Raw genomic sequence first — 17,503 nt, 5'->3', positions numbered from 1 at the left:
CGGACGATCAACGTCAGGGGTCACACGCCTGGCGCGGTCACTGCGGCTTGGTCAGCGACACGATCGGCGCGGGCTCCGCCGACAGCGGGATGTTGTACCGCTGGGTCAGGAACGCGGCCACGTCGTGGAAGAACGGCGCCGCCGAGTGACCGTCCGGAGTGGAGTAGGCGGGCGTGTCGTAGACCATGCCCACCACGAACCGGGGCGAGTCGGCGGGCACCATGCCCGCGAACGTGATCCAGTACTTCGTGTCGCTGTAGCGGCCCAACGCCGGGTCGTACTGCTGTGCCGTGCCGGTCTTGCCGGAGATCTGGTAGCCGGTCAGCGCGGCGGCGGGGCCGGTGCCGCTGTTGCCGTTGGGCGCCTTCTGCACCACGGCGCGCAACATGTCACGCGTCGTGCGCGCGGTGTCGGCGCTGACCACGCGCACCGGGTCCGCGCGTGGCTCGTCCACCCGCGTGCCGTCCGGCGCGATCCGGGCCTTCACGATCCGCGGCGGCACCCGCACCCCGTCGTTGGCGATGGTCTGGTACATCCCGGCCATCTGCAGCACGGTCATCGACAGCCCCTGCCCGATCGGCAGGTTGCCGAACGTGCTGCCCGACCACTGGCTCTGCGGCAGCAACTGCCCCGGGCTCTCGCCCGGCAGGCCGACCCCGGTGCGCTTGCCCAGCCCCAACTTGTCCAGCAGCGCGGCATACCGGTCCGGGCCGACCTTGTCCGCCAGCATCAGCGTGCCCACGTTGGACGACTTGGCGAAGATCCCGGTCGTGGTCAGGTTGATCCGCCCGTGCGACCAGGCGTCGTTGACCGTCCGGTCGGCCACCTGGATCGAGCCGGGCACCGAGTGCACCTCGTCCGGCGTGGTCAGCCCGTACTCGATCGAGGCCATCGCCGTGACGATCTTGTTCACCGAACCCGGCTCGAAGGGCGTGGTCACCGCCGGGTCGTTGATCAGGCTCGGGTCCAGGCCACCGGGCTGGTTCGGGTCGAAGGTCTTGTCGTTGGCCAGCGCGTACACCTCACCGGTGTGCGCGTCCATCACCACGACGCTGACGCTCTTCGACTGGCTGCGCTTGGCGTACTCGGCCGCCTTCTGCTGGACGAAGTACTGCAGGTCGGCGTCGATGGTCAACTGGATGTCGGAGCCGTTCACCGCGGGCTGGTTGTCCCGCTCGGACCCGACGATCACCACGTCGGTGCCGCTGGCCGTCTCCACCATCTGGCTGCCCGGCTTGCCGGAGAGGTCGTTGTCGCGCAGCATCTCCAGCCCGAACAGCCCGTGCTGGCTGTGCTTGCGCTGGTCCGGGTCGTCGGTCCGCCAGTTCGCGAACCCGAGCACGTTCGAGGCCAACGACCCGCCCGGGTACTCCCGCCGCGACCGGTCCTCCACGTTCAGCGTCGGGTGCCGCTGCAGCAGCTCCCGTGCCTTCGCCGGGTCCACATCGGTCACCAGGTACTCGAACTTGTTGGTGGACCGCAGCTTCGCCAACAGGTCCTGCTCGGACACCTGCGACCCGAGCGTGTCCGCCATGTCCTTCGCGATCGACGCGGTCTCCTCGTCGAAGGTCACCGGGTTCTTGACCTTGCCGCTCTTGAGCGCCTCGTCCAACGCCGCACGCTGCGCGACCGGCCGGTAGGCCAACGCCTTCACGTCCACGCTGAACGCCAGCTCGACCCCGTTGCGGTCCACGATGGACCCGCGGGTCGCCGGGATCGGCACCCGCTCCACCCGCTGCTTCTCCGCCCGCGCCGACAGGGCCTCCGCCTCGAACCCCTGCACCTGCACCAGTTTCAGCCCGGCCGCCACCAACGCGGCGATCAGCACGAACCGCACCACCACAACCCGCACCCGGTGGTCCGTCCCCGCCGCCCGCTTGGTGACCCGCCGCATCCGCCCCGGCGAAACCCCTTCCCGCCACGGCGCACCCGGTCGCGCACCCCCGTGCCCGCCGCCCGCCGGACGCCCGTGCTTACCGCCACCGCCACCGCGCCGCGGCCCACCACCGCCCCGCCCTTGGCTCCCCGCTCCAGTCCCAGCACGCCCCAACGGCACGCCACCTACTCGCCCCTGACCGTTCCCCCCACCACCGCTCCGCCCCTGGCCACTCCGACCACTCTGCCCCTGGCCCACGCCACCACGGCCCTGACCGCCACCAGCACCACTCCGGCCTTGGCCCGCACCACTCCCACCACCGCGACCCTGGCCGACACCATCGCGACCCTGGCCGCCCACACCACTCCCACTATTCCGGCCTTGGCTCGCACCACCGCGCCCCAGGCCACCGCCTCCACCACGGCCCTGGCCGGCACCGCTCTTACCTTGGCCCCCACCACTCCCACCGCTGCGGCCACCACCACTGCCACCGGTCCTGCCTTGGCCCACACCACTGCGACCCAGGCCGCCACTTCCACTACGGCCCTGGCCGGCACCGCTCTTGCCCTGGCCCGCGCCACTCCCACCGCTGTGGGCCTGGCCCACGCCACCAGTGCGGCCACCGCCACCGGTTCTGCCTTTGTCTACGCCACTCCCGCTACTGCCGCCATGGCCACTCCCACTGCCACCAGTGCGGCCTCGGCTCGCGTCACCGCTCGGACTTTGGCCGCCCCCGTTACCGCCCTGGGCCCGTCCGGCAGCAGCGGCACGGCCACCGGCGGCCTGCCGACCACCGTCCACCCAGCCGTCATCAGGCCGACGCCGGTACCCGTCGCCCGCGCTCGGCCTACCTGCTGTCCGCCCATCCCCGGCCCGCCCGCCTGCTCCGCGGTCCTGGCCGTCGCCGGTGCTCCCCCAACCACCGGGTTGCCCACGTGTTCCACTCACTGTCCGCCCGCCAATCCCGCCTCAACCATCAGCACTCCCCTGCCGACTTCGCGCCCGAGCACTCCCACTGCCCCGCTCGGGTACCACCACCCAGAGCAAGCCCCGGTCCGGTCACGAGCGTGTCCGTCGACTGTGGACAACGCGTGCGCCGGGACGGCGCCTGCCGGGTCGACTGTGCGATCACCCGCTCACGCGCCGGCGACGGCGATCGATACCGACTGCGGGTGCGCAGGCCGACAGGCCCGGCAACCCCGTCCCGGGGCCGACCCGGGATCGTGGTCGCCGAGCGACGGCCGGGCATCAGCCGCCGCCACCCGCGGGTGGCGTGGCACCGGTGTCGATGCGCGGCTGGTTCGGGCCCTGGTTCTGCCGCTGGGCGGTGCCGCCGTTCGCACTCTGGCCGTTCGCCTGCTGACCGTTCGCGGCCTGGCCGGTGGTGTTCTGGCCATTGGGCGTCTGGCCGGTCGTGGTCTGGCCGGTGAGTCCCTGGTCCGTGCTTCCGGTCTGGCCGGGAACCTGGTTGGTCTGCTGCTGGCCCGGCTGCGTTCCCGCCGGGTTCTGACTGGTGGCGTCCGGTCCGGCCGCGTTCCCCTCGGCACCGTTGCCCACCGGGGTCTGCCCGGTCGGGTTCTCGCCCGCGGGCGTCACCGGGGTCTGGGTGGCCGGAGGCGCTTCGACGGGCGCGGGGGCGGCGGGTTTGGGGGTGCCGACGACCTCGACCCTGCCGTCCGGCTTGACAACCAGCCAGGCCGAGTCGCCCGCGGGGACCATGCCAAGAGCGCGGGCGCGGTCGGCCAGGGCGGGCGCGGCCTCCTGCTGAGTCACGTCCTGCTGCAGGCTCGCGGCCTGCTCGGCCAGCCTGGCCGCTCCCTGCTTGGCCTTCTCCAACGTGTACGAGTCCGCGATCGCCTGCGTGGTGAGCCACAGCGTGGTCGCCACCCCGACAACCAGGAGCGCGATGATCAGCACGACGAACGTCGCCCGACCCGACCCGGCGTCCGCCACCGCGGTCGACGACGAGGCGTGCGAACGCTGGGACCGCCGGACATAGCCACGGTCGGGCACCGCCGTCCGTGGTCGCTGCAGCGCTCGATCCGACCGGCGCGGCTGCGCGGGCGAGTCCAGCAGATCGCTCTCCCGATCAACCTCACGCGGCTTGGTCCCGATACTTCCGAACAACCGCGCGAACGGTCCGTGGCCACGGTTCGCCCGCCCGCCGACCGATGTACCGCGACGCCGGGCGGTCGCTCCCGCGCGCCCCCGAGCACCAGCCGCGACCCGGCTCCGCGCCGCGCGATCATCGTCGGTGGAGCGGCCCGCGCGAGCGCCTGCCGTGGTCGAACGGTCACGGTCGGCAACACGATCGGCGGTCCGGGCTCGGCTCGCGGTCGACCGGGTGCCGCGCTCGGCGTCAGTGGAGCGGGAACCGTCCGTTGACCGGGTGCGGGACGCGCGGCCGGTGGACTGGCCGTCGGGGTCCGCGTCGGTGGGCCTCGGGCGGCGGGTTCGGGGCTCGGTGCCGGTACTCGCCTCGGCCGACCGCGAGCGGCGGGAGCGGGCCTCCGACCCGGGCGAGCGGCGGCGCGGCTTTCGCGCCCCACGGGCCGGGGAGGCGTCGTCGGAGCCACGGGTGCCTGCGCCGCGGGTGCCCGAGTCGGACTGGCGGGACGTGGTGGTCCCGGAGTCTGGAGTGGGGAGCGGCGCGGAGGTGTCGGCGGCCTGGTGGGGACGAGTGGGGGTCGCGGTGGCGGCGACCGGTGTGGTGGAGACGGAGGGAGTGGGGACGGAAGGAGCCGACGCAGAGACGGTTGACGCGGAGGCGGTTGAAGCGGAAGGCATAGCGGTCGAGGCAGTCGAGATGGGAGGAGCCGAGGCAGCGTTAGTTGAGATCGCGTGAGCCGAGGCAGTGTGAGCTGAGGCGGGGTGAGCCGAGGGCGTGGAGGTCGCCGGGTCCGGGGTGGGGTCCGGGCGGCGGGACTGGGCGGGCAGCCTGCCGGTGCTGCTCGGTGGGGCGGTCATGCGGCCTCCCGGATGCGTTCGGCGGCCCGGAGTCGGACGGACTGGGCGCGCGGGTTGGCGGCGGTCTCGGTCTCGTCGGCCAGTTCGGCGCCGCGGGTGAGCAGGCGGAACCGAGGGGCGTGTTGGGGGAGCTCGACCGGGAGGCCGGGCGGGGCGGTGGAGCGGGCGACCTCGGTCAGGGCCCGCTTCACGATCCGGTCCTCCAGGGACTGGTAGGACTCGACGACGACGCGACCGCCGACCGACACGGCGGCCAGGGCGGCGGGGATGGCACGGCGCAGGACGTCGAGTTCGGCGTTGACCTCGATCCGCAGGGCCTGGAAGGTGCGCTTCGCCGGGTGGCCGCCGGTGCGGCGGGAGGCGGCGGGGACGGCGGCGTAGAGCAGTTCCACCAGGCGGGCGCTGGTGGTGAACGGTTCCCGCTCGCGTTCGGCGACCACGGCGCGGGCGATGCGGGCGGCGAACCGTTCCTCGCCGTACTCGCGCAGGACGCGGGCCAGGTCGGCGGCGGAGTACTCGTTGAGGACGTCGGCGGCGGTGCGGCCGGTGGTCTGGTCCATCCGCATGTCCAGTGGGGAGTCCCGAGCGTAGGCGAAGCCCCGGTCGGCGACGTCCAACTGCATCGAGGAGACGCCCAGGTCGAACAGGACGGCGTCCACCCGGGACAGTCCCAGGTCGACCAGGGCGTCGGGCAGTCCGTCGTAGACGGTGTGCACCAGGTGCACCCGGTCGCCGTGGCGGGACAACCGCTCGCGGGACATGTCCAGCGCGTTGGGGTCGCGGTCGAGACCGACCAGGGTCAACTGGGGGTGTTCGGACAGCAACGCGTCGGAGTGGCCGCCGAGACCGAGGGTCGCGTCAACCAGGACAGCGGGCCGGTCGGCCAAGGCGGGCCGGAGCAGCTCCAGCACCCGCGCCAACAACACCGGGTCATGACGGGGCCGGGTGGTCACCACACGCCCCCCGCTCCACACCATTCCACGCGAACCATGACCCTGACCACGAACGACCCGACCGGGGACGAACCGGACAACCCCGCCCCCACCGCGCGCCCCACCAACCCGGACGCACGCCGCGCCGTCATGGCAACACCCCTCTCCGCACCACGCACCACCCGAACAACCACGCCCGCCCGGAACGACCTCACTCCCGAAACCACCTCGCCCGAGCAACAGCCCTGAACCCGAGCAGCCGCACAGCGCCCGCACAACCGCGTCTCGCCGAGGACAACTGCCTCCCCGACGAACCGCGTCGCTCACGCGACAGCCCGCCCGAACAGCACCAACCTCCAGGACCACCGTCCGCCCGGGGGCGACCCACCGGTCGAAGGACCGACCTGGCCGAGCGGGATTCGGGTGGACAACGGGTTGTCCGAACGACCACTCGCCCGAGACGACAGCGGGGTGCCGCCAGGTCCCCGCCCGCTCGTCAGACCTGGCACCGGGGAAGGTGTGCCAGGGCCGAAAGCGAGCGGACCGAGGCCTCACGGCACCCGCGCCCTGTCGCCGTTCACGTCAGAACACGCCGGGCAGGACCTCCTCCCGGGCCTGGGAGTAGCTGTCCTCGTGTTCGTCCAGGTAGGTCTGCCACGCCTCGGCGTCCCAGATTTCCAGCCTGGTGATCGCGCCGATGACCACGCAGTCCTTGGTCAGCCCCGCGTACTTGCGCAGCTCCGGTGCGATCGCGACCCGCCCCTGCCCGTCTGGTCGCTGCTCGTCGGTTCCGGCGAACAGGTACCGCTGGTAGGCGCGGACCGCCTCGTTGGTCAGGGGGGCCGCGGCGACCCTGCGCGCCATCTCCTCGAATTCCGCGCGCGGGAACACGTAGAGGCAGTGATCCTGACCCTTCGTGACCATCAACCCACCCGCGAGCGCTTCCCGGAACTTGGCGGGCAGTGTGAGCCGCCCCTTGTCGTCGAGCTTCGGGGTGTGCGTGCCGAGGAACATCCCGACGCCCACCTCCCGATGGGACCCCCGTCTGCCCCACTTGGCGCCACAGTACCCCACTTTTCACCACAGTCAACGCGAATCGCACGGGATTCCCGACCGGGTTCGGGGTGTTTTCCCAGCTAGAGCCGGTGGGGGCGCCATGGGGGGCGGTGGGGGGCGGATCGGCGGGGCGGCCCTGGACCCGCCTCGGAAGATCGGGCAAAACGGGCGGGTCGACGAGCGCGAACCGCATGTCAGGCGCAGGTGTGGGGCACGGTGGGGGATCCGGGTGGGTGGCGGTGGGGGACGGCGCGGCACCCGCGGAACTCACCCGTTCGGGTGGCGCTCGCGGCGTCGCCGGTCAATCACCCAGTGTCACCGCGATCAGGTGACGGCGGATCGGACGGGCCGGGACCATCCGGACCAACCGGCCACGCCGATCGACCCACGAACCCGGTCCCGTCGAGTGGCGGGCGGGCGGGCGCCGCGCGCGGGCGAACGAAGATCAACCAAATCGGGTGCCCCGAGCGTCTGAACGGCGTGGGCAGCGCGAAAATCGGAACGAACACCGGTGATGGCGTCCGCGGGCTGTCCTGGCAAGATCGGCCGGGGCGGCGACCGGCGGCGGTCGGACGGGTCGAACCGTTGGGTACTTCGCCCTCGTTTGACACACTCCATGGCAGGCTCCCGAGTTCGTCCGCCGGGTCGGCGATGTCCGCCCGCGCCGAGCCCGGCCACGGCCCCGACCGGGCCGCCGGGCAACGGGCAGCCGCCGAGGAACACCAGGAGGTCGCGTGACGTCACCCACCCCGCATGCCGCCCTGCCGGGCAACCACTACCCAGCACCGGGTGGCGAGCCGTTCGCGGGGCAGCACGGTGCCTACCCCACGGCCCCGGTGGAACCGCCGCAGCCGCCGCGCCAGCCCGGCCGGTTCGACGACCTGCACGCCACGGCGCAGCGGATCGCGCAGAACGTGGAGCGGGTGCTGGTCGGCAAGCCCGAGGTGGTGCGGATCGCGCTGGTCACGTTGCTGGCCGAGGGGCACCTGCTGGTCGAGGACGTGCCGGGGGTGGGCAAGACGTCGCTGGCCAAGGCGCTGGCCCGGTCCATCGACTGCCCGGTGAGCCGGATCCAGTTCACCCCGGACCTGCTGCCCAGCGACGTCACCGGCGTGTCGATCTTCAACCGGCAGACCAACGAGTTCGAGTTCCGGCCCGGCCCGGTGTTCGCCAACATCGTGGTCGGCGACGAGATCAACCGGGCGTCGCCGAAGACCCAGTCCGCCCTGCTCGAGTGCATGGAGGAGCACCAGGTCACGGTGGACGGGAACACCTACCCGCTGCACTCGCCGTTCATGGTGATCGCCACCCAGAACCCGATCGAGATGGAGGGCACCTACGCCCTCCCCGAGGCGCAGCGGGACCGGTTCACCGCGCGGGTCTCGATCGGCTACCCCGACCCGCAGGCCGAGCTGGCCATGGTCGACGAGCACGCGGGCCACGACGTGTGGGCGACACTGCGCCCGGTGTCCGACGGCGACCAGGTGCGCGGGCTGATCGAGGCGGTGCGGACGGTGCAGATCGCGCAGGAGGTGCGCCGGTACGCGGTGGAGCTCGTGTCGGCGACCCGGCGGCTCTCGGAGATCCGGATCGGCGCCTCGCCGCGGTCGACGCTGCACCTGGTGCGCGCGGCCAGGGCGCAGGCGGCGCTGTCCGGTCGGGACTTCGTGGTGCCCGACGACCTGCACGTGGTGGCGATCCCGGTGCTGGCGCACCGACTGGTGCTGACCCCGGAGGCGCAGGCGTCCCGCCGCTCCCCCGCCGAGCTGATCCGCGGCCTGCTGCAGCGGGTGCCGGTGCCGCAGGCGTCGCCGGACCCGGGCTCGGGGGCCCCGTGGTCCTCGGCACGCGGCCGCTAGGGGGTCTCGGATGCGCGGTGCCCTGTCGGGTCTGACCACCCGGGGACGGTGCCTGCTCGCGGCAGGCCTCGCCGCCGCGCTGTGCTCGGTCGTGCTGAACGAGCGCGACCTGCTGCGCGTATCGGTGTTCGTGGTCGCGTTGCCGTTGATCGTGTGCGGGTTCACCGCCGTCACCAGGGTGGGGTTGTCCGCGCAGCGGCACATCTCCCCGGTGCGGGTCCCGGTGGGCGGCCGGGCCGAGGTGGTGCTGGCGGTGCGGAGCACGGGCAGGTTGCCCACGGTCGGCCTGCTGGTGTCCGACGGGGTGCCGTACGCGCTCGGCGGCAAGCCGCGGTTCCTGATCGAGCACCTGCCCCGGCACACCGGGACGCAACTGCGGTACACGCTGCAGCCGACGCTGCGCGGCATCCAGCAGATCGGCCCGCTGAAGGCCACGGTGACCGACCCGTTCGGGCTGGCCGAGTTCGAACGCGAACTGGCCGGGTCGTCCCGGTTGGTGGTGGTGCCGCGGGTGGTGCGGCTGGTCGGGGTGCCCGGCGGGTCCGGGTTGGGCTCGGGCGACGACGGTTCGGTGCGGCTCAACGCGGGCCAGGGCGAGGACGACGCGGTGGTCCGGCCGTACCGGCAGGGCGACGACCTGCGGAAGGTGCACTGGCGCTCGACCGCCAAGCGGGACGAGATGATGGTGCGGGTGGAGGAGAGCCCCTGGCGGGGCGGTACCACCGTGCTGCTGGACCGGCGGGTGGCCGGGCACCGCGGCAGCGGGGCCGGGTCGAGCCTGGAGTGGGCGGTCTCCTTCGCCGCCAGCGCCTGCCTGCACCTGCACCGCCACGGCCACCAGATCCGCCTGGTCACCGAGACCGGCGGTGTCCTGGTCAGCGACGTCGGCGACGGCGGGCACAGCGACACCGCGGTCCTCGACGCGCTGGCCGCGCTGCAACCGGTGCACCAGCCGGACATCTCCTGCCCCGCCGACCCCGGCCACGGCCAGGAGTTGATCGCGGTACTGGGCGCGGCGACCCCGGAGTCGGTGAGCCGGTTGATCCGGTACCGCACCCGCGGCACGCGCAGCATCGCCGTCCTCCTGGACACCCGGGCCTGGGGCTCCGGCGAGGGCCACGACGTCGACCCCCAGGCCACGGCCGCCCTGCTGACCGGCGCGGGCTGGCGGGTCACGGTGGCCCGCCCGGACGTCCCGATGACACAGGTGTGGAGCGCCGTCTGCCACAGCGGGTCCCGCCGGGGAGACACGATGATCGCGGGAGCCGGGTCATGAGCGAGCAGGCGTCCGCGCAGGCGCAGTGGTCGACGACCGTCACGCCGGTGGTGGCGGCGGTGACCACGTTGTGCGCGTCGACGGCGTTGTCCGGGGTGATCTCCGGGGTGCGGTGGTTCGGGCACGCCGGGATCGCGGTGATCGTGGTGACCGCGGTCGGGTTGGGGCTGCGGGCGCTGCGGACTTCGACGCTGCTGGTGGGTTTGGCGCAGTTGGCGTCGCTGCTGTTCCTGTTGGTGGCGCTGTTCACCGACAGCGGGGTCCTGGGGATCATCCCGGGGCCGCAGGCGTTCAACGACCTGGGTTCGGTGCTGGCCGACTCGGTGGAGGCGGTGCGCACGGGTGTGCCGCCGGTGCCGGACACGAGGCCGGTGCTGTGCCTGGTGGTGATCGCGATCGGGTTGGTCGCGGTGCTGGTCGACACGCTGGCCGTGGCCGCCGGTACGCCCGCCGCGTGCGGGTTGGTGCTGCTGTGCGTGTACGCGGTCCCGGCGTCGTTGGCCGACGCGATGTTGCCGTGGTGGTCGTTCGTGCTGGGCGCGGGGTCGTTCGCGGTGTTGCTCGCGGTCGACGGCACGCACCGGCACCGGTTGTGGCGCAACCGGCCCGCGCTACCGAGCACCGGCGCCGGGTTCGGTTCCCCGGTGGCGATGGTGTCGGTCGCGTTGGCACTGGGTCTGGTGGCGGGCAGCGTGATCACCGGTATTGGCACCGTCGGCAGCCTCCCGGGTGGCGGTGGCGGCGGTGAGGGCGGCGGTGGGTTGGCGTTGAAGCCGTTCACGAAGCTGCGCGGCATGCTGGACCAGGGCAGCAACGTCGAACTGCTGCGGGTGCGGGGCCTGGGCAACCAGACCCGCTACCTGCGCGCGATGACGCTCCCCCGGTACGAGCGCGACGGCGGCTGGGTCGCCGCGGACGCCCTGCCCAACAACGTGCCCGCGGGCTCCACCCTGCCGCCCGCGCCGGGCGACGCGGGCGGCACCCAGGCCCTCAGCCGGATCGAGATCGAGCCGATCAACTACAAGGACCTGTGGGCCCCCGTCTACGGCATCCCGCGCGACCTGCAGGACCTGCCCGACGACATGTTCTACGACCAGGCGGGCGGCATGGTGTTCGCGCACACCATGCGCAAGCTCGACAAGTACGTCGAGGACGCCGACCTGAGCCAGCCCACCGCCGACGACCTGCGCGGCGCGGGCACCGACTTCAGCGAGATCGATCGGACGTACCTGTCCGCCGACGGCATCGACCCGAAGGTCGTGCAACTGGCCCGGCAACTCACCAGCGACGCGCCGACCATGTTCGACAAGACGATCGCGCTGCAGAAGTACTTCGCCCCGTCGAACGGGTTCCGCTACAAGACGCAGACCAACCTGGCCAGCGACGAGAGCGCCCTCGAGGACTTCCTGTTCACCTCCAAGGTCGGCTTCTGCGAGCAGTACGCCTCGGCGATGGCGATCCTGGCGCGGGCGGCGGGCATCCCGTCCCGGGTCGCGATCGGCTACACGGCGGGTTTCCTGTCCGGTGACTACCGGTCGATCACCACCCAGGACGCGCACGCGTGGGTCGAGGTCTTCTTCCCCGACCACGGCTGGACCACGTTCGACCCGACCCCCCTCGCCGACGGCCGCGCCTACGAGCCGCCGTACGCGAGCGCCGGTGCCAGCGCCAGCCCGTCCGCCGGGGTCACGCAGGAGAAGGTGCCGTCGGGCACGGCCAGCACGAGCGCGGCCCCCCGCAGCGAACGCCCCGACCCGAGCCAGCAGAAGCCCGGCCAAGCCGCCCAAGGCGCGAGCGATGAGTCGTGGCCGTGGACGGCATGGGTCGGCCTGGGGCTCACGCTGGTCGCGTTGGTGCTCGGCGGGTTGATGGCCGCGGGACGCTTGCGCGTCGCGAGACCGTTGGCCACCGCGGCCGGGTTCCTCGCGGCGGTGTTCCTGCTGTCACTGGTGTCGTGGTGGCTGAGCGCCCTGTTGATTCTCGCCGCCCTGGTCGCCATCCCGGCCACCATCCGCGGCTGGCGTCGACGACAACACCTGCACGCCCTCACCGGCCACGAACCCACCGCGGCCACCGCCGCCTGGACCGAACTCATGGCCGAGTCCTGGGACCGCGGCGCCGACCCGACCGACACCGACACCGTCCGCACCGCCGCCCGCCGCCTCGCCAAGGAACACAGCCTGGACGACGGCGGCAAACAAGCCCTGCGCACCGTGGTCAATTCGGTCGAACGCTCCTGGTACGGCGGCCACGCGGAACACGACCCGGAACTGGCGCGCGCGTTCGACGAGGTGGTGCGCGGCATGCGCCGCACCTCCCCCCTCGACTGGCGCGGCCGCCTCCTCCCCCGCTCCGTCATGACCCCCCGCCGCCGCTCCAAACCACCGGAATAACCCCCATCATCGAACGTCTCGGACACACGGTCGCGGAAGCGAGTTCGGCATCGGCCCACCGCCCGTGATCAACGCTCGGGTGCCCGGAGCCGGTGTGCGATCCCGATGACCCGCCCCGCCGCCCTGCTGCACGACGACACCTTGCTCGCCAGACCCGCAGGCTCGCCGCGGCCGCGGGCACCGAGCACGACGGTCTTCGAGGTGCCCGCCGGTTGTCCACACGGTGTCCGGCTGTCCACAGCCGACCCCGTGCCCCACTTGACAAGTCGCGGCGTTCGCTATCGTCAGGAATGGGCGACCAGCCCCCGGGTGGGTGGGGTCTGGCCTGGCTCGGGGGTGGGGGGATGGCAAGCGCTGGAACGGGTGGAATCAGGGGTCGGGCGGGCTGGGACCAAGCCGGGTGAGCTTGGGCAATGAGCGCGTGAGTGTGGGGCCGAATGGTCGCGAGCGCGAACGAGGGGCTGGGGATCATGGCGCGCGGGCACAGGACCAGACGGTCCCGGACGCAAGCCACGCCACCAGGTGATCATGGGCGCGCGGGCGCCAGACCGAGCGGTCACGGGGCGAGCAAGCAGCCAGGTGATCATGGGGCGCGCGGGCAGGGAACCGGCCGGATCACGGTCGGTCGAATGGCGGGAGGGGTGGGCCGGAAGGGGCCCAAACATGGCAGTGCGCCGAGACCCTGGGTGGGTTCGGCGCTCGGCCAGTGTGGGGGACCTGCTGAGGGGTGTTAACGCTCTTCGTCGAAGCGCTTCTTGAAGCGCTCCTCCATGCGTTGGGAGAACGAGCTTCGGCGGTGGGCGGTGGCGCCGCCGCCGGGGGACTCCGGACCTGGCTCCGGGTCGGAGCCGCCCTGGCGCAGGGCCGTCAACGTCAGCAGAGCACCGACGAACATCACCAGGAAGCCGAGCAGGCTCACCACGGGGATACCAGCCGGTTTGACCGGCAGCATCACACCGAACACGAGGAGCGCGACACCCAGGACGAACAGGGCGACGCCTTGCAGCCTGCGCCGCCGGGACGGCTTGCGCAGGCGGGCACCTCGGACGGTGGAGGCGAACTTGGGATCCTCGGCGTAGAGCGCGCGCTCGATCTGGTCGAGCAGTCGCTGCTCGTGCTCGGAGAGTGGCATACGTTCCTCCTCCGGCACAGCGGTCGCGGGCGCCGGGCGGTCGGTTACCGCCGGACCCGGCGGGCACCCCTCGGTGGAGGTGTCGCCTCCAGGATACGGGGCGTTTCCCCCCGCGACTACCCGATCCCGGATCACGACGTGACGGCGGCCCCGGTGTCCTCCTTCCGGGGTAGTCCGGCGGCCTCCTGGACGCGCTGCGCGTCCTGGCGGTCACGCTCGGCGCCCAGCGCGATGGGGGCGGCGATCACCGAGTCGGGGATGGCGAACGCGTCGACGAGGGTGAGCGCGTGTGGGCGGAGGGCGCGGCAGAGTTCGTTGACGGTGGCGGTGACGGCTTTCGCGCGGGTGCCGCTGAGCCTGCCGTGGCCGAGGAACCAGGCGAGGTCGGATTCGACGGTGCTGAGCACGTGGAGGTCGCAGACCCGGCCGAGGAGGGCGGCGGTGTCCGGGTCGGGGCAGCGGTCGACGGCGGCGACGAAAGCCTCCAGGACGATCCGTTCGACGTGGACCCGGGCGGCGCGCAGGACGTGGTCTTGGGCGGAGTTGAACACCTCGAAGGCGTCGGCGCCGGGGTCGCCCGCGCGGCGGAGCCTGCGGGCGAGGGTGTCCAGGACGTGTTTCTCGCGGTCCTCGAACAGCCGCAGGTGCCAGCCGCGGTCGAGCAGGTCGGTGTCGTCGTCGCGGGTGACGGCGGCGGTGAGGCGTTCGATCAGGGAGCGGGCGGCGGTGCGCTCGATGACGGTGCCGACGAACTGGTCGGCGATGAACCGGGCCATGCCGACGCTGCCGAGTTCGTGCAGGTGCTGCTGGTAGCCGGTGAGCAGGCCCTTGGCGACGAGTTGGTACAGCACGGTGTTGTCGCCTTCGAACGTGGTGAACACGTCGGTGTCGGCTTTCAACTGCGGCAGCCGGTTCTCGGCGAGGTACCCGGCGCCGCCGCACGCCTCGCGGCAGGTCTGGATGGTGTGGGTGGCGTGCCAGGTGGTGGCGGCCTTGAGCCCGGCGGCGCGGGACTCGAGTTCGCGCTGGCGACGGTCGTCGGGCTGGGTGCCGCCGAGTTCGTGCAGTGTGGTGACGAGTTCTTCCTGGGCGAAGTGCAGCGCGTAGCTGGTGGCCAGCGCGGGTAGGAGTTTGCGCTGGTGGGCGCGGTAGTCGAGGAGGACGACCTCGTCGCCGCCGTCGGGGCGGCCGAACTGGCGGCGCACCAGGGCGTAGCGGACGGCGATGGCCAGGGCGCTCTTGGTGGCGCTGCCCGCCGCGCCCGCGACGCTGATCCGGCCGCGGATGAGGGTGCCGAGCATGGTGAAGAACCGGCGCGAGTCGCCCTCGACGGGACTGGTGTAGCGGCCGTCCTCGGTGACGTCGCCGTAGCGGTTGAGCAGGGCCTCGCGTGGGACGCGGACCTGGTCGAACCAGACGCGGCCGTTGTCGACGCCGTTGAGCCCGGCTTTGCGCCCACAGTCCTCAATGCGGACACCGGGCAGCACCTCGCCGTTCCCGTCGCGCAACGGGACGAGGAGGGCGTGCACGCCACGGCTTCGACCGCCGACGACCAGTTGGGCGAACACGACCGCGATCCGGCCGTCGCGGGCGGCGTTGCCGATGTACTCCTTGCGGGCCGCCTCGTGCGGGGTGTGCACGACGAACTCGCGGGTCGACGGGTCGTAGGTGGCGGTGGTGCGCAAGTGCTGCACGTCGGACCCGTGGCCGGTCTCGGTCATCGCGAAGCAGCCGGGCAGGTCGAGGTCCATGATCTCGCGCAGGTAGCGGTCGTGGTGGTGGGCGGTGCCCAGGGCCTCGACCGCGCCGCCGAACAGTCCCCACTGGACACCCGCCTTGACCATGAGCGACAGGTCGCCGAAGCCGAGCATCTCGAACGACGTCAGCGTCGCGCCGGGGTCGCCCTGGCCGCCGTACTCGACGGGGAAACCGACCCGGGGATAGCCGGACTTGGCGAGCTCGCGCAGTTCGGCGAACACCTGCTCGCGGTGCCGCTCGGTGCTCAGGTCGTAGGTCGCGGGCGAGGGCAACGCGGCCATCCTGGCCCGAGCGTCGCGGCGGACGTGGCCCCAGCGGCCGTCGAGCAGGTCGGTCAGAGCGGTGGGGTCGGCGGGCCGGATGGCCGGGACGGGCATGGGGATCCTCCTCGGGAGACGGGCAGCCCCGACGCTAATCCGGGCGGGACGGCCGCGCCGACCGTGCGCGACGGGGCGCGGTGGGATACCCATGGTGTGTGGACCCCGTTGCCGCGTTGAAGCAGATCGCGCTGTTCCTGGAGCGCGCCGGTGAGCCGACGCAGAAGGTGCGCGCGTTCCGACGCGCCGCGGCCCGGATCGCGGACCTCCCCGCGACCGAGGTGGCCGAGCGGGCGGCCGCGGGAACGCTGAAGCAACTGCCGGGCATCGGTGACACGACGGCGCTGGTGATCGCCGAGGCGGTCGCCGGTGGCGAGCCGGGCTACCTGACGAAGTTGTTGGCGCAGCAAGCAGGTCCGGTCGCCGGGGGCGCCGCGCTGCGGGCCGCGTTGCGCGGCGACTGCCACACGCACTCCGACTGGTCGGACGGCGGGAGCCCGATCCGGGAGATGGCGGAGGCCGCGATCGCGCTCGGCCACGAGTACCTGGTGCTGACCGACCACTCCCCCCGCCTGCGGGTCGCCAACGGCCTCAGCGCGGACCGGCTGCGGCGACAACTCGAGGAGGTCGCGGAGCTGAACGTGGAACTGGCGCCGTTCCTGATCCTCACCGGGATCGAGGTCGACATCCTGCTGGACGGGTCACTGAACCAGGAGGAGGAGTTGCTGGCGGGGCTGGACGTCGTGGTGGCCAGCGTGCACTCGAAGCTGCGGATGCCCGCGGCCGAGATGACCGAGCGGATGCTGACCGCCGTCGCGAACCCGCACGTGGACATCCTGGGCCACTGCACGGGTCGGCTGGTCACCGGGCGCGGCCGGCCGGAATCGGAGTTCGACGCGGCGGCGGTGTTCTCGGCGTGCGCGGCGTACGGGGTCGCCGTGGAGATCAACTCGCGGCCGGAGCGGCTGGACCCGCCGCGCCGGTTGCTGCGCCAGGCCCACGCGCTCGGGTGCGACTTCGCGATCAACACGGACGCGCACGCGCCGGGGCAACTGGACTGGCAGCCGTACGGGTGCGAACGCGCGGAGGAGTGCGGGATCGAGGCGGACCGGGTGATCAACACGCGCGGGGCGGACGGGTTGCTGGACCGGGCCTGAGCCGTGCCACAGTGGGCCCATGGAGGTCGCTGAGATCGAGGAAGCGGCGCGGGCGCTGGGGTTGGTGCTGACGCGGGCGAATACGGCGGTGTACCCGAAAGTACCGCCGATGCAGTTGCGGGCGTTGCACTTCGTGGCGTCGTTGGAACCGGTGAACCTGACGCGGTTGACGGCTGAGTTGGGGACGATTCCGTCGTCAACGAGTCGGTTGTGTGATCGGTTGCAGGGGGCGGGGTTGTTGGTGCGGCGGGCGGGGGTGGCGGATCGGCGGGAGGTGGAGATTGTGTTGACTGTGGCGGGGAGGGAGTTTTTGGAGAGGTTGCGGGGGGCGCGGCGGGATGATTTGGGGGAGGTATTGGCGGGGATGACGGAGGAGGGGCGGGGGGCGTTGTTGTATGGGTTGCGGGAGTTCAGCGCGGTGGCGGGGCGGGGAGGGGTGTGAGGGGGCACTGGGCCTCGGGGGACTGCTTGTCGCCTGGCGGCGACGCCGCTGGATCGCGCCAGATTTTGCGGGCTGTGCCCGCTGGGGTGAAGTTGTTTTGTTTGGGGCCCCTAGCGGTGGCCTGGGTAAGGCTAAAAGGCGGGGCCACTGGAAAGACGTGGCCTTACCCGCCAGCCGGCTTAGGCCACCGCTCCCCCCAAACAAAACAACTTCACCCCAGCGGGCGGTTGGTATCGGCGGGTTTCGAGGCGCGCGGTGCGAGAGTGGCGCTTCGTCGATGGGCCGGAGGTTTGTTTTGGGTGCGCGGGGTGGGCTGGCGGCCTTCGTCGACGGGCCGG

14 protein-coding genes are annotated in these 17,503 nt (G+C 72.3%); 6 read left to right on the top strand and 8 right to left on the bottom strand.

Features of this window, described 5'->3' with window-relative positions; genetic code table 11:
* Nucleotides 1-37 precede the first annotated feature (37 nt).
* The 4 genes from H504_RS0121980 to ftsL form a co-directional block, all read right to left on the bottom strand.
* Complete coding sequence (locus H504_RS0121980; protein WP_026424540.1) at nucleotides 38-1,894, bottom strand: peptidoglycan D,D-transpeptidase FtsI family protein; 1,857 nt, start codon at nucleotides 1,892-1,894, stop codon at nucleotides 38-40.
* A gap of 167 nt (nucleotides 1,895-2,061) precedes the next feature.
* The gene (locus H504_RS36325) at nucleotides 2,062-2,367 is read right to left on the bottom strand and encodes a hypothetical protein (protein WP_157440562.1); all 306 of its coding nucleotides are present in this window, start codon (nucleotides 2,365-2,367) and stop codon (nucleotides 2,062-2,064) included.
* 153 nt (nucleotides 2,368-2,520) lie between these two features.
* Nucleotides 2,521-2,820, bottom strand: a complete 300-nt coding sequence (locus tag H504_RS41500) for a hypothetical protein (protein WP_157440561.1) — start codon at nucleotides 2,818-2,820, stop codon at nucleotides 2,521-2,523.
* 304 nt (nucleotides 2,821-3,124) lie between these two features.
* Nucleotides 3,125-3,889, bottom strand: coding sequence for a cell division protein FtsL (gene ftsL / locus H504_RS38905; protein WP_051386120.1), 765 nt, complete (start codon nucleotides 3,887-3,889; stop codon nucleotides 3,125-3,127).
* 580 nt (nucleotides 3,890-4,469) lie between these two features.
* On the opposite strand from ftsL, the gene H504_RS41495 reads away from it, so the two are divergent.
* A complete protein-coding gene (locus tag H504_RS41495) occupies nucleotides 4,470-4,721 on the top strand; it encodes a hypothetical protein (protein WP_157440560.1) in 252 nt (83 codons plus the stop codon).
* A 118-nt stretch (nucleotides 4,722-4,839) separates the two neighbouring features.
* Here H504_RS41495 and rsmH read toward each other — a convergent pair whose 3' ends face one another.
* Together rsmH and mraZ are read right to left on the bottom strand one after the other, a co-directional pair.
* Entirely contained in the window at nucleotides 4,840-5,820 is a 981-nt protein-coding gene (rsmH, locus tag H504_RS0121960) for a 16S rRNA (cytosine(1402)-N(4))-methyltransferase RsmH (RefSeq protein ID WP_051386119.1), read from the bottom strand.
* Between the two features lie 537 nt (nucleotides 5,821-6,357).
* Complete coding sequence (mraZ, locus tag H504_RS0121950) at nucleotides 6,358-6,789, bottom strand: division/cell wall cluster transcriptional repressor MraZ (protein WP_026424535.1); 432 nt, start codon at nucleotides 6,787-6,789, stop codon at nucleotides 6,358-6,360.
* 776 nt (nucleotides 6,790-7,565) lie between these two features.
* Between mraZ and H504_RS36310 the strand changes: the two genes are divergently transcribed.
* The 3 genes from H504_RS36310 to H504_RS0121930 are packed head-to-tail and all read left to right on the top strand — an operon-like array spanning nucleotide 7,566 to nucleotide 12,359.
* Complete coding sequence (locus H504_RS36310; protein ID WP_026424534.1) at nucleotides 7,566-8,690, top strand: AAA family ATPase; 1,125 nt, start codon at nucleotides 7,566-7,568, stop codon at nucleotides 8,688-8,690.
* A gap of 10 nt (nucleotides 8,691-8,700) precedes the next feature.
* Nucleotides 8,701-9,966 (top strand): DUF58 domain-containing protein, encoded by a 1,266-nt coding sequence (locus tag H504_RS0121935; protein ID WP_026424533.1) that lies wholly within the window; start codon nucleotides 8,701-8,703, stop codon nucleotides 9,964-9,966.
* Entirely contained in the window at nucleotides 9,963-12,359 is a 2,397-nt protein-coding gene (locus H504_RS0121930; protein ID WP_026424532.1) for a transglutaminase TgpA family protein, read from the top strand. The genes H504_RS0121935 and H504_RS0121930 overlap by 4 nt, the downstream gene beginning before the upstream one ends.
* A gap of 730 nt (nucleotides 12,360-13,089) precedes the next feature.
* On the opposite strand, the gene H504_RS0121925 is transcribed toward H504_RS0121930, so the two are convergent.
* Together H504_RS0121925 and H504_RS36305 are read right to left on the bottom strand one after the other, a co-directional pair.
* Nucleotides 13,090-13,491, bottom strand: a complete 402-nt coding sequence (locus H504_RS0121925) for a DUF3040 domain-containing protein (RefSeq protein ID WP_026424531.1) — start codon at nucleotides 13,489-13,491, stop codon at nucleotides 13,090-13,092.
* A gap of 131 nt (nucleotides 13,492-13,622) precedes the next feature.
* Nucleotides 13,623-15,626: an acyl-CoA dehydrogenase family protein gene (locus tag H504_RS36305; protein ID WP_035305307.1), complete on the bottom strand. Its 2,004-nt coding sequence runs from the start codon at nucleotides 15,624-15,626 to the stop codon at nucleotides 13,623-13,625.
* A 98-nt stretch (nucleotides 15,627-15,724) separates the two neighbouring features.
* On the opposite strand from H504_RS36305, the gene H504_RS0121915 reads away from it, so the two are divergent.
* On the top strand, nucleotides 15,725-16,723 hold the full coding sequence (locus H504_RS0121915; RefSeq protein ID WP_026424530.1) for a PHP domain-containing protein: 999 nt from the start codon (nucleotides 15,725-15,727) through the stop codon (nucleotides 16,721-16,723).
* Between the two features lie 19 nt (nucleotides 16,724-16,742).
* Nucleotides 16,743-17,165 (top strand): MarR family winged helix-turn-helix transcriptional regulator, encoded by a 423-nt coding sequence (locus H504_RS0121910; RefSeq protein WP_026424529.1) that lies wholly within the window; start codon nucleotides 16,743-16,745, stop codon nucleotides 17,163-17,165.
* The last annotated feature ends 338 nt before the right edge of the window (nucleotides 17,166-17,503 follow it).

It is taken from the genome of Actinokineospora inagensis DSM 44258 (genome assembly GCF_000482865.1).
In the GTDB taxonomy this organism is placed as follows: domain Bacteria; phylum Actinomycetota; class Actinomycetes; order Mycobacteriales; family Pseudonocardiaceae; genus Actinokineospora; species Actinokineospora inagensis.
This window is presented reverse-complemented; position numbering and strand designations above follow the sequence as displayed.

Coding starts and splice junctions, on each gene's coding strand:
- H504_RS0121925 (WP_026424531.1), bottom strand. CDS start 13,491: ATGCCACTCTCCGAGCACGAGCAGCGACTGCTCGACCAGATCGAGCGC.
- rsmH (WP_051386119.1), bottom strand. CDS start 5,820: ATGGTGTGGAGCGGGGGGCGTGTGGTGACCACCCGGCCCCGTCATGAC.
- H504_RS0121980 (WP_026424540.1), bottom strand. CDS start 1,894: ATGCGGCGGGTCACCAAGCGGGCGGCGGGGACGGACCACCGGGTGCGG.
- H504_RS0121930 (WP_026424532.1), top strand. CDS start 9,963: ATGAGCGAGCAGGCGTCCGCGCAGGCGCAGTGGTCGACGACCGTCACG.
- H504_RS0121935 (WP_026424533.1), top strand. CDS start 8,701: ATGCGCGGTGCCCTGTCGGGTCTGACCACCCGGGGACGGTGCCTGCTC.
- H504_RS0121910 (WP_026424529.1), top strand. CDS start 16,743: ATGGAGGTCGCTGAGATCGAGGAAGCGGCGCGGGCGCTGGGGTTGGTG.
- mraZ (WP_026424535.1), bottom strand. CDS start 6,789: ATGTTCCTCGGCACGCACACCCCGAAGCTCGACGACAAGGGGCGGCTC.
- H504_RS36305 (WP_035305307.1), bottom strand. CDS start 15,626: ATGCCCGTCCCGGCCATCCGGCCCGCCGACCCCACCGCTCTGACCGAC.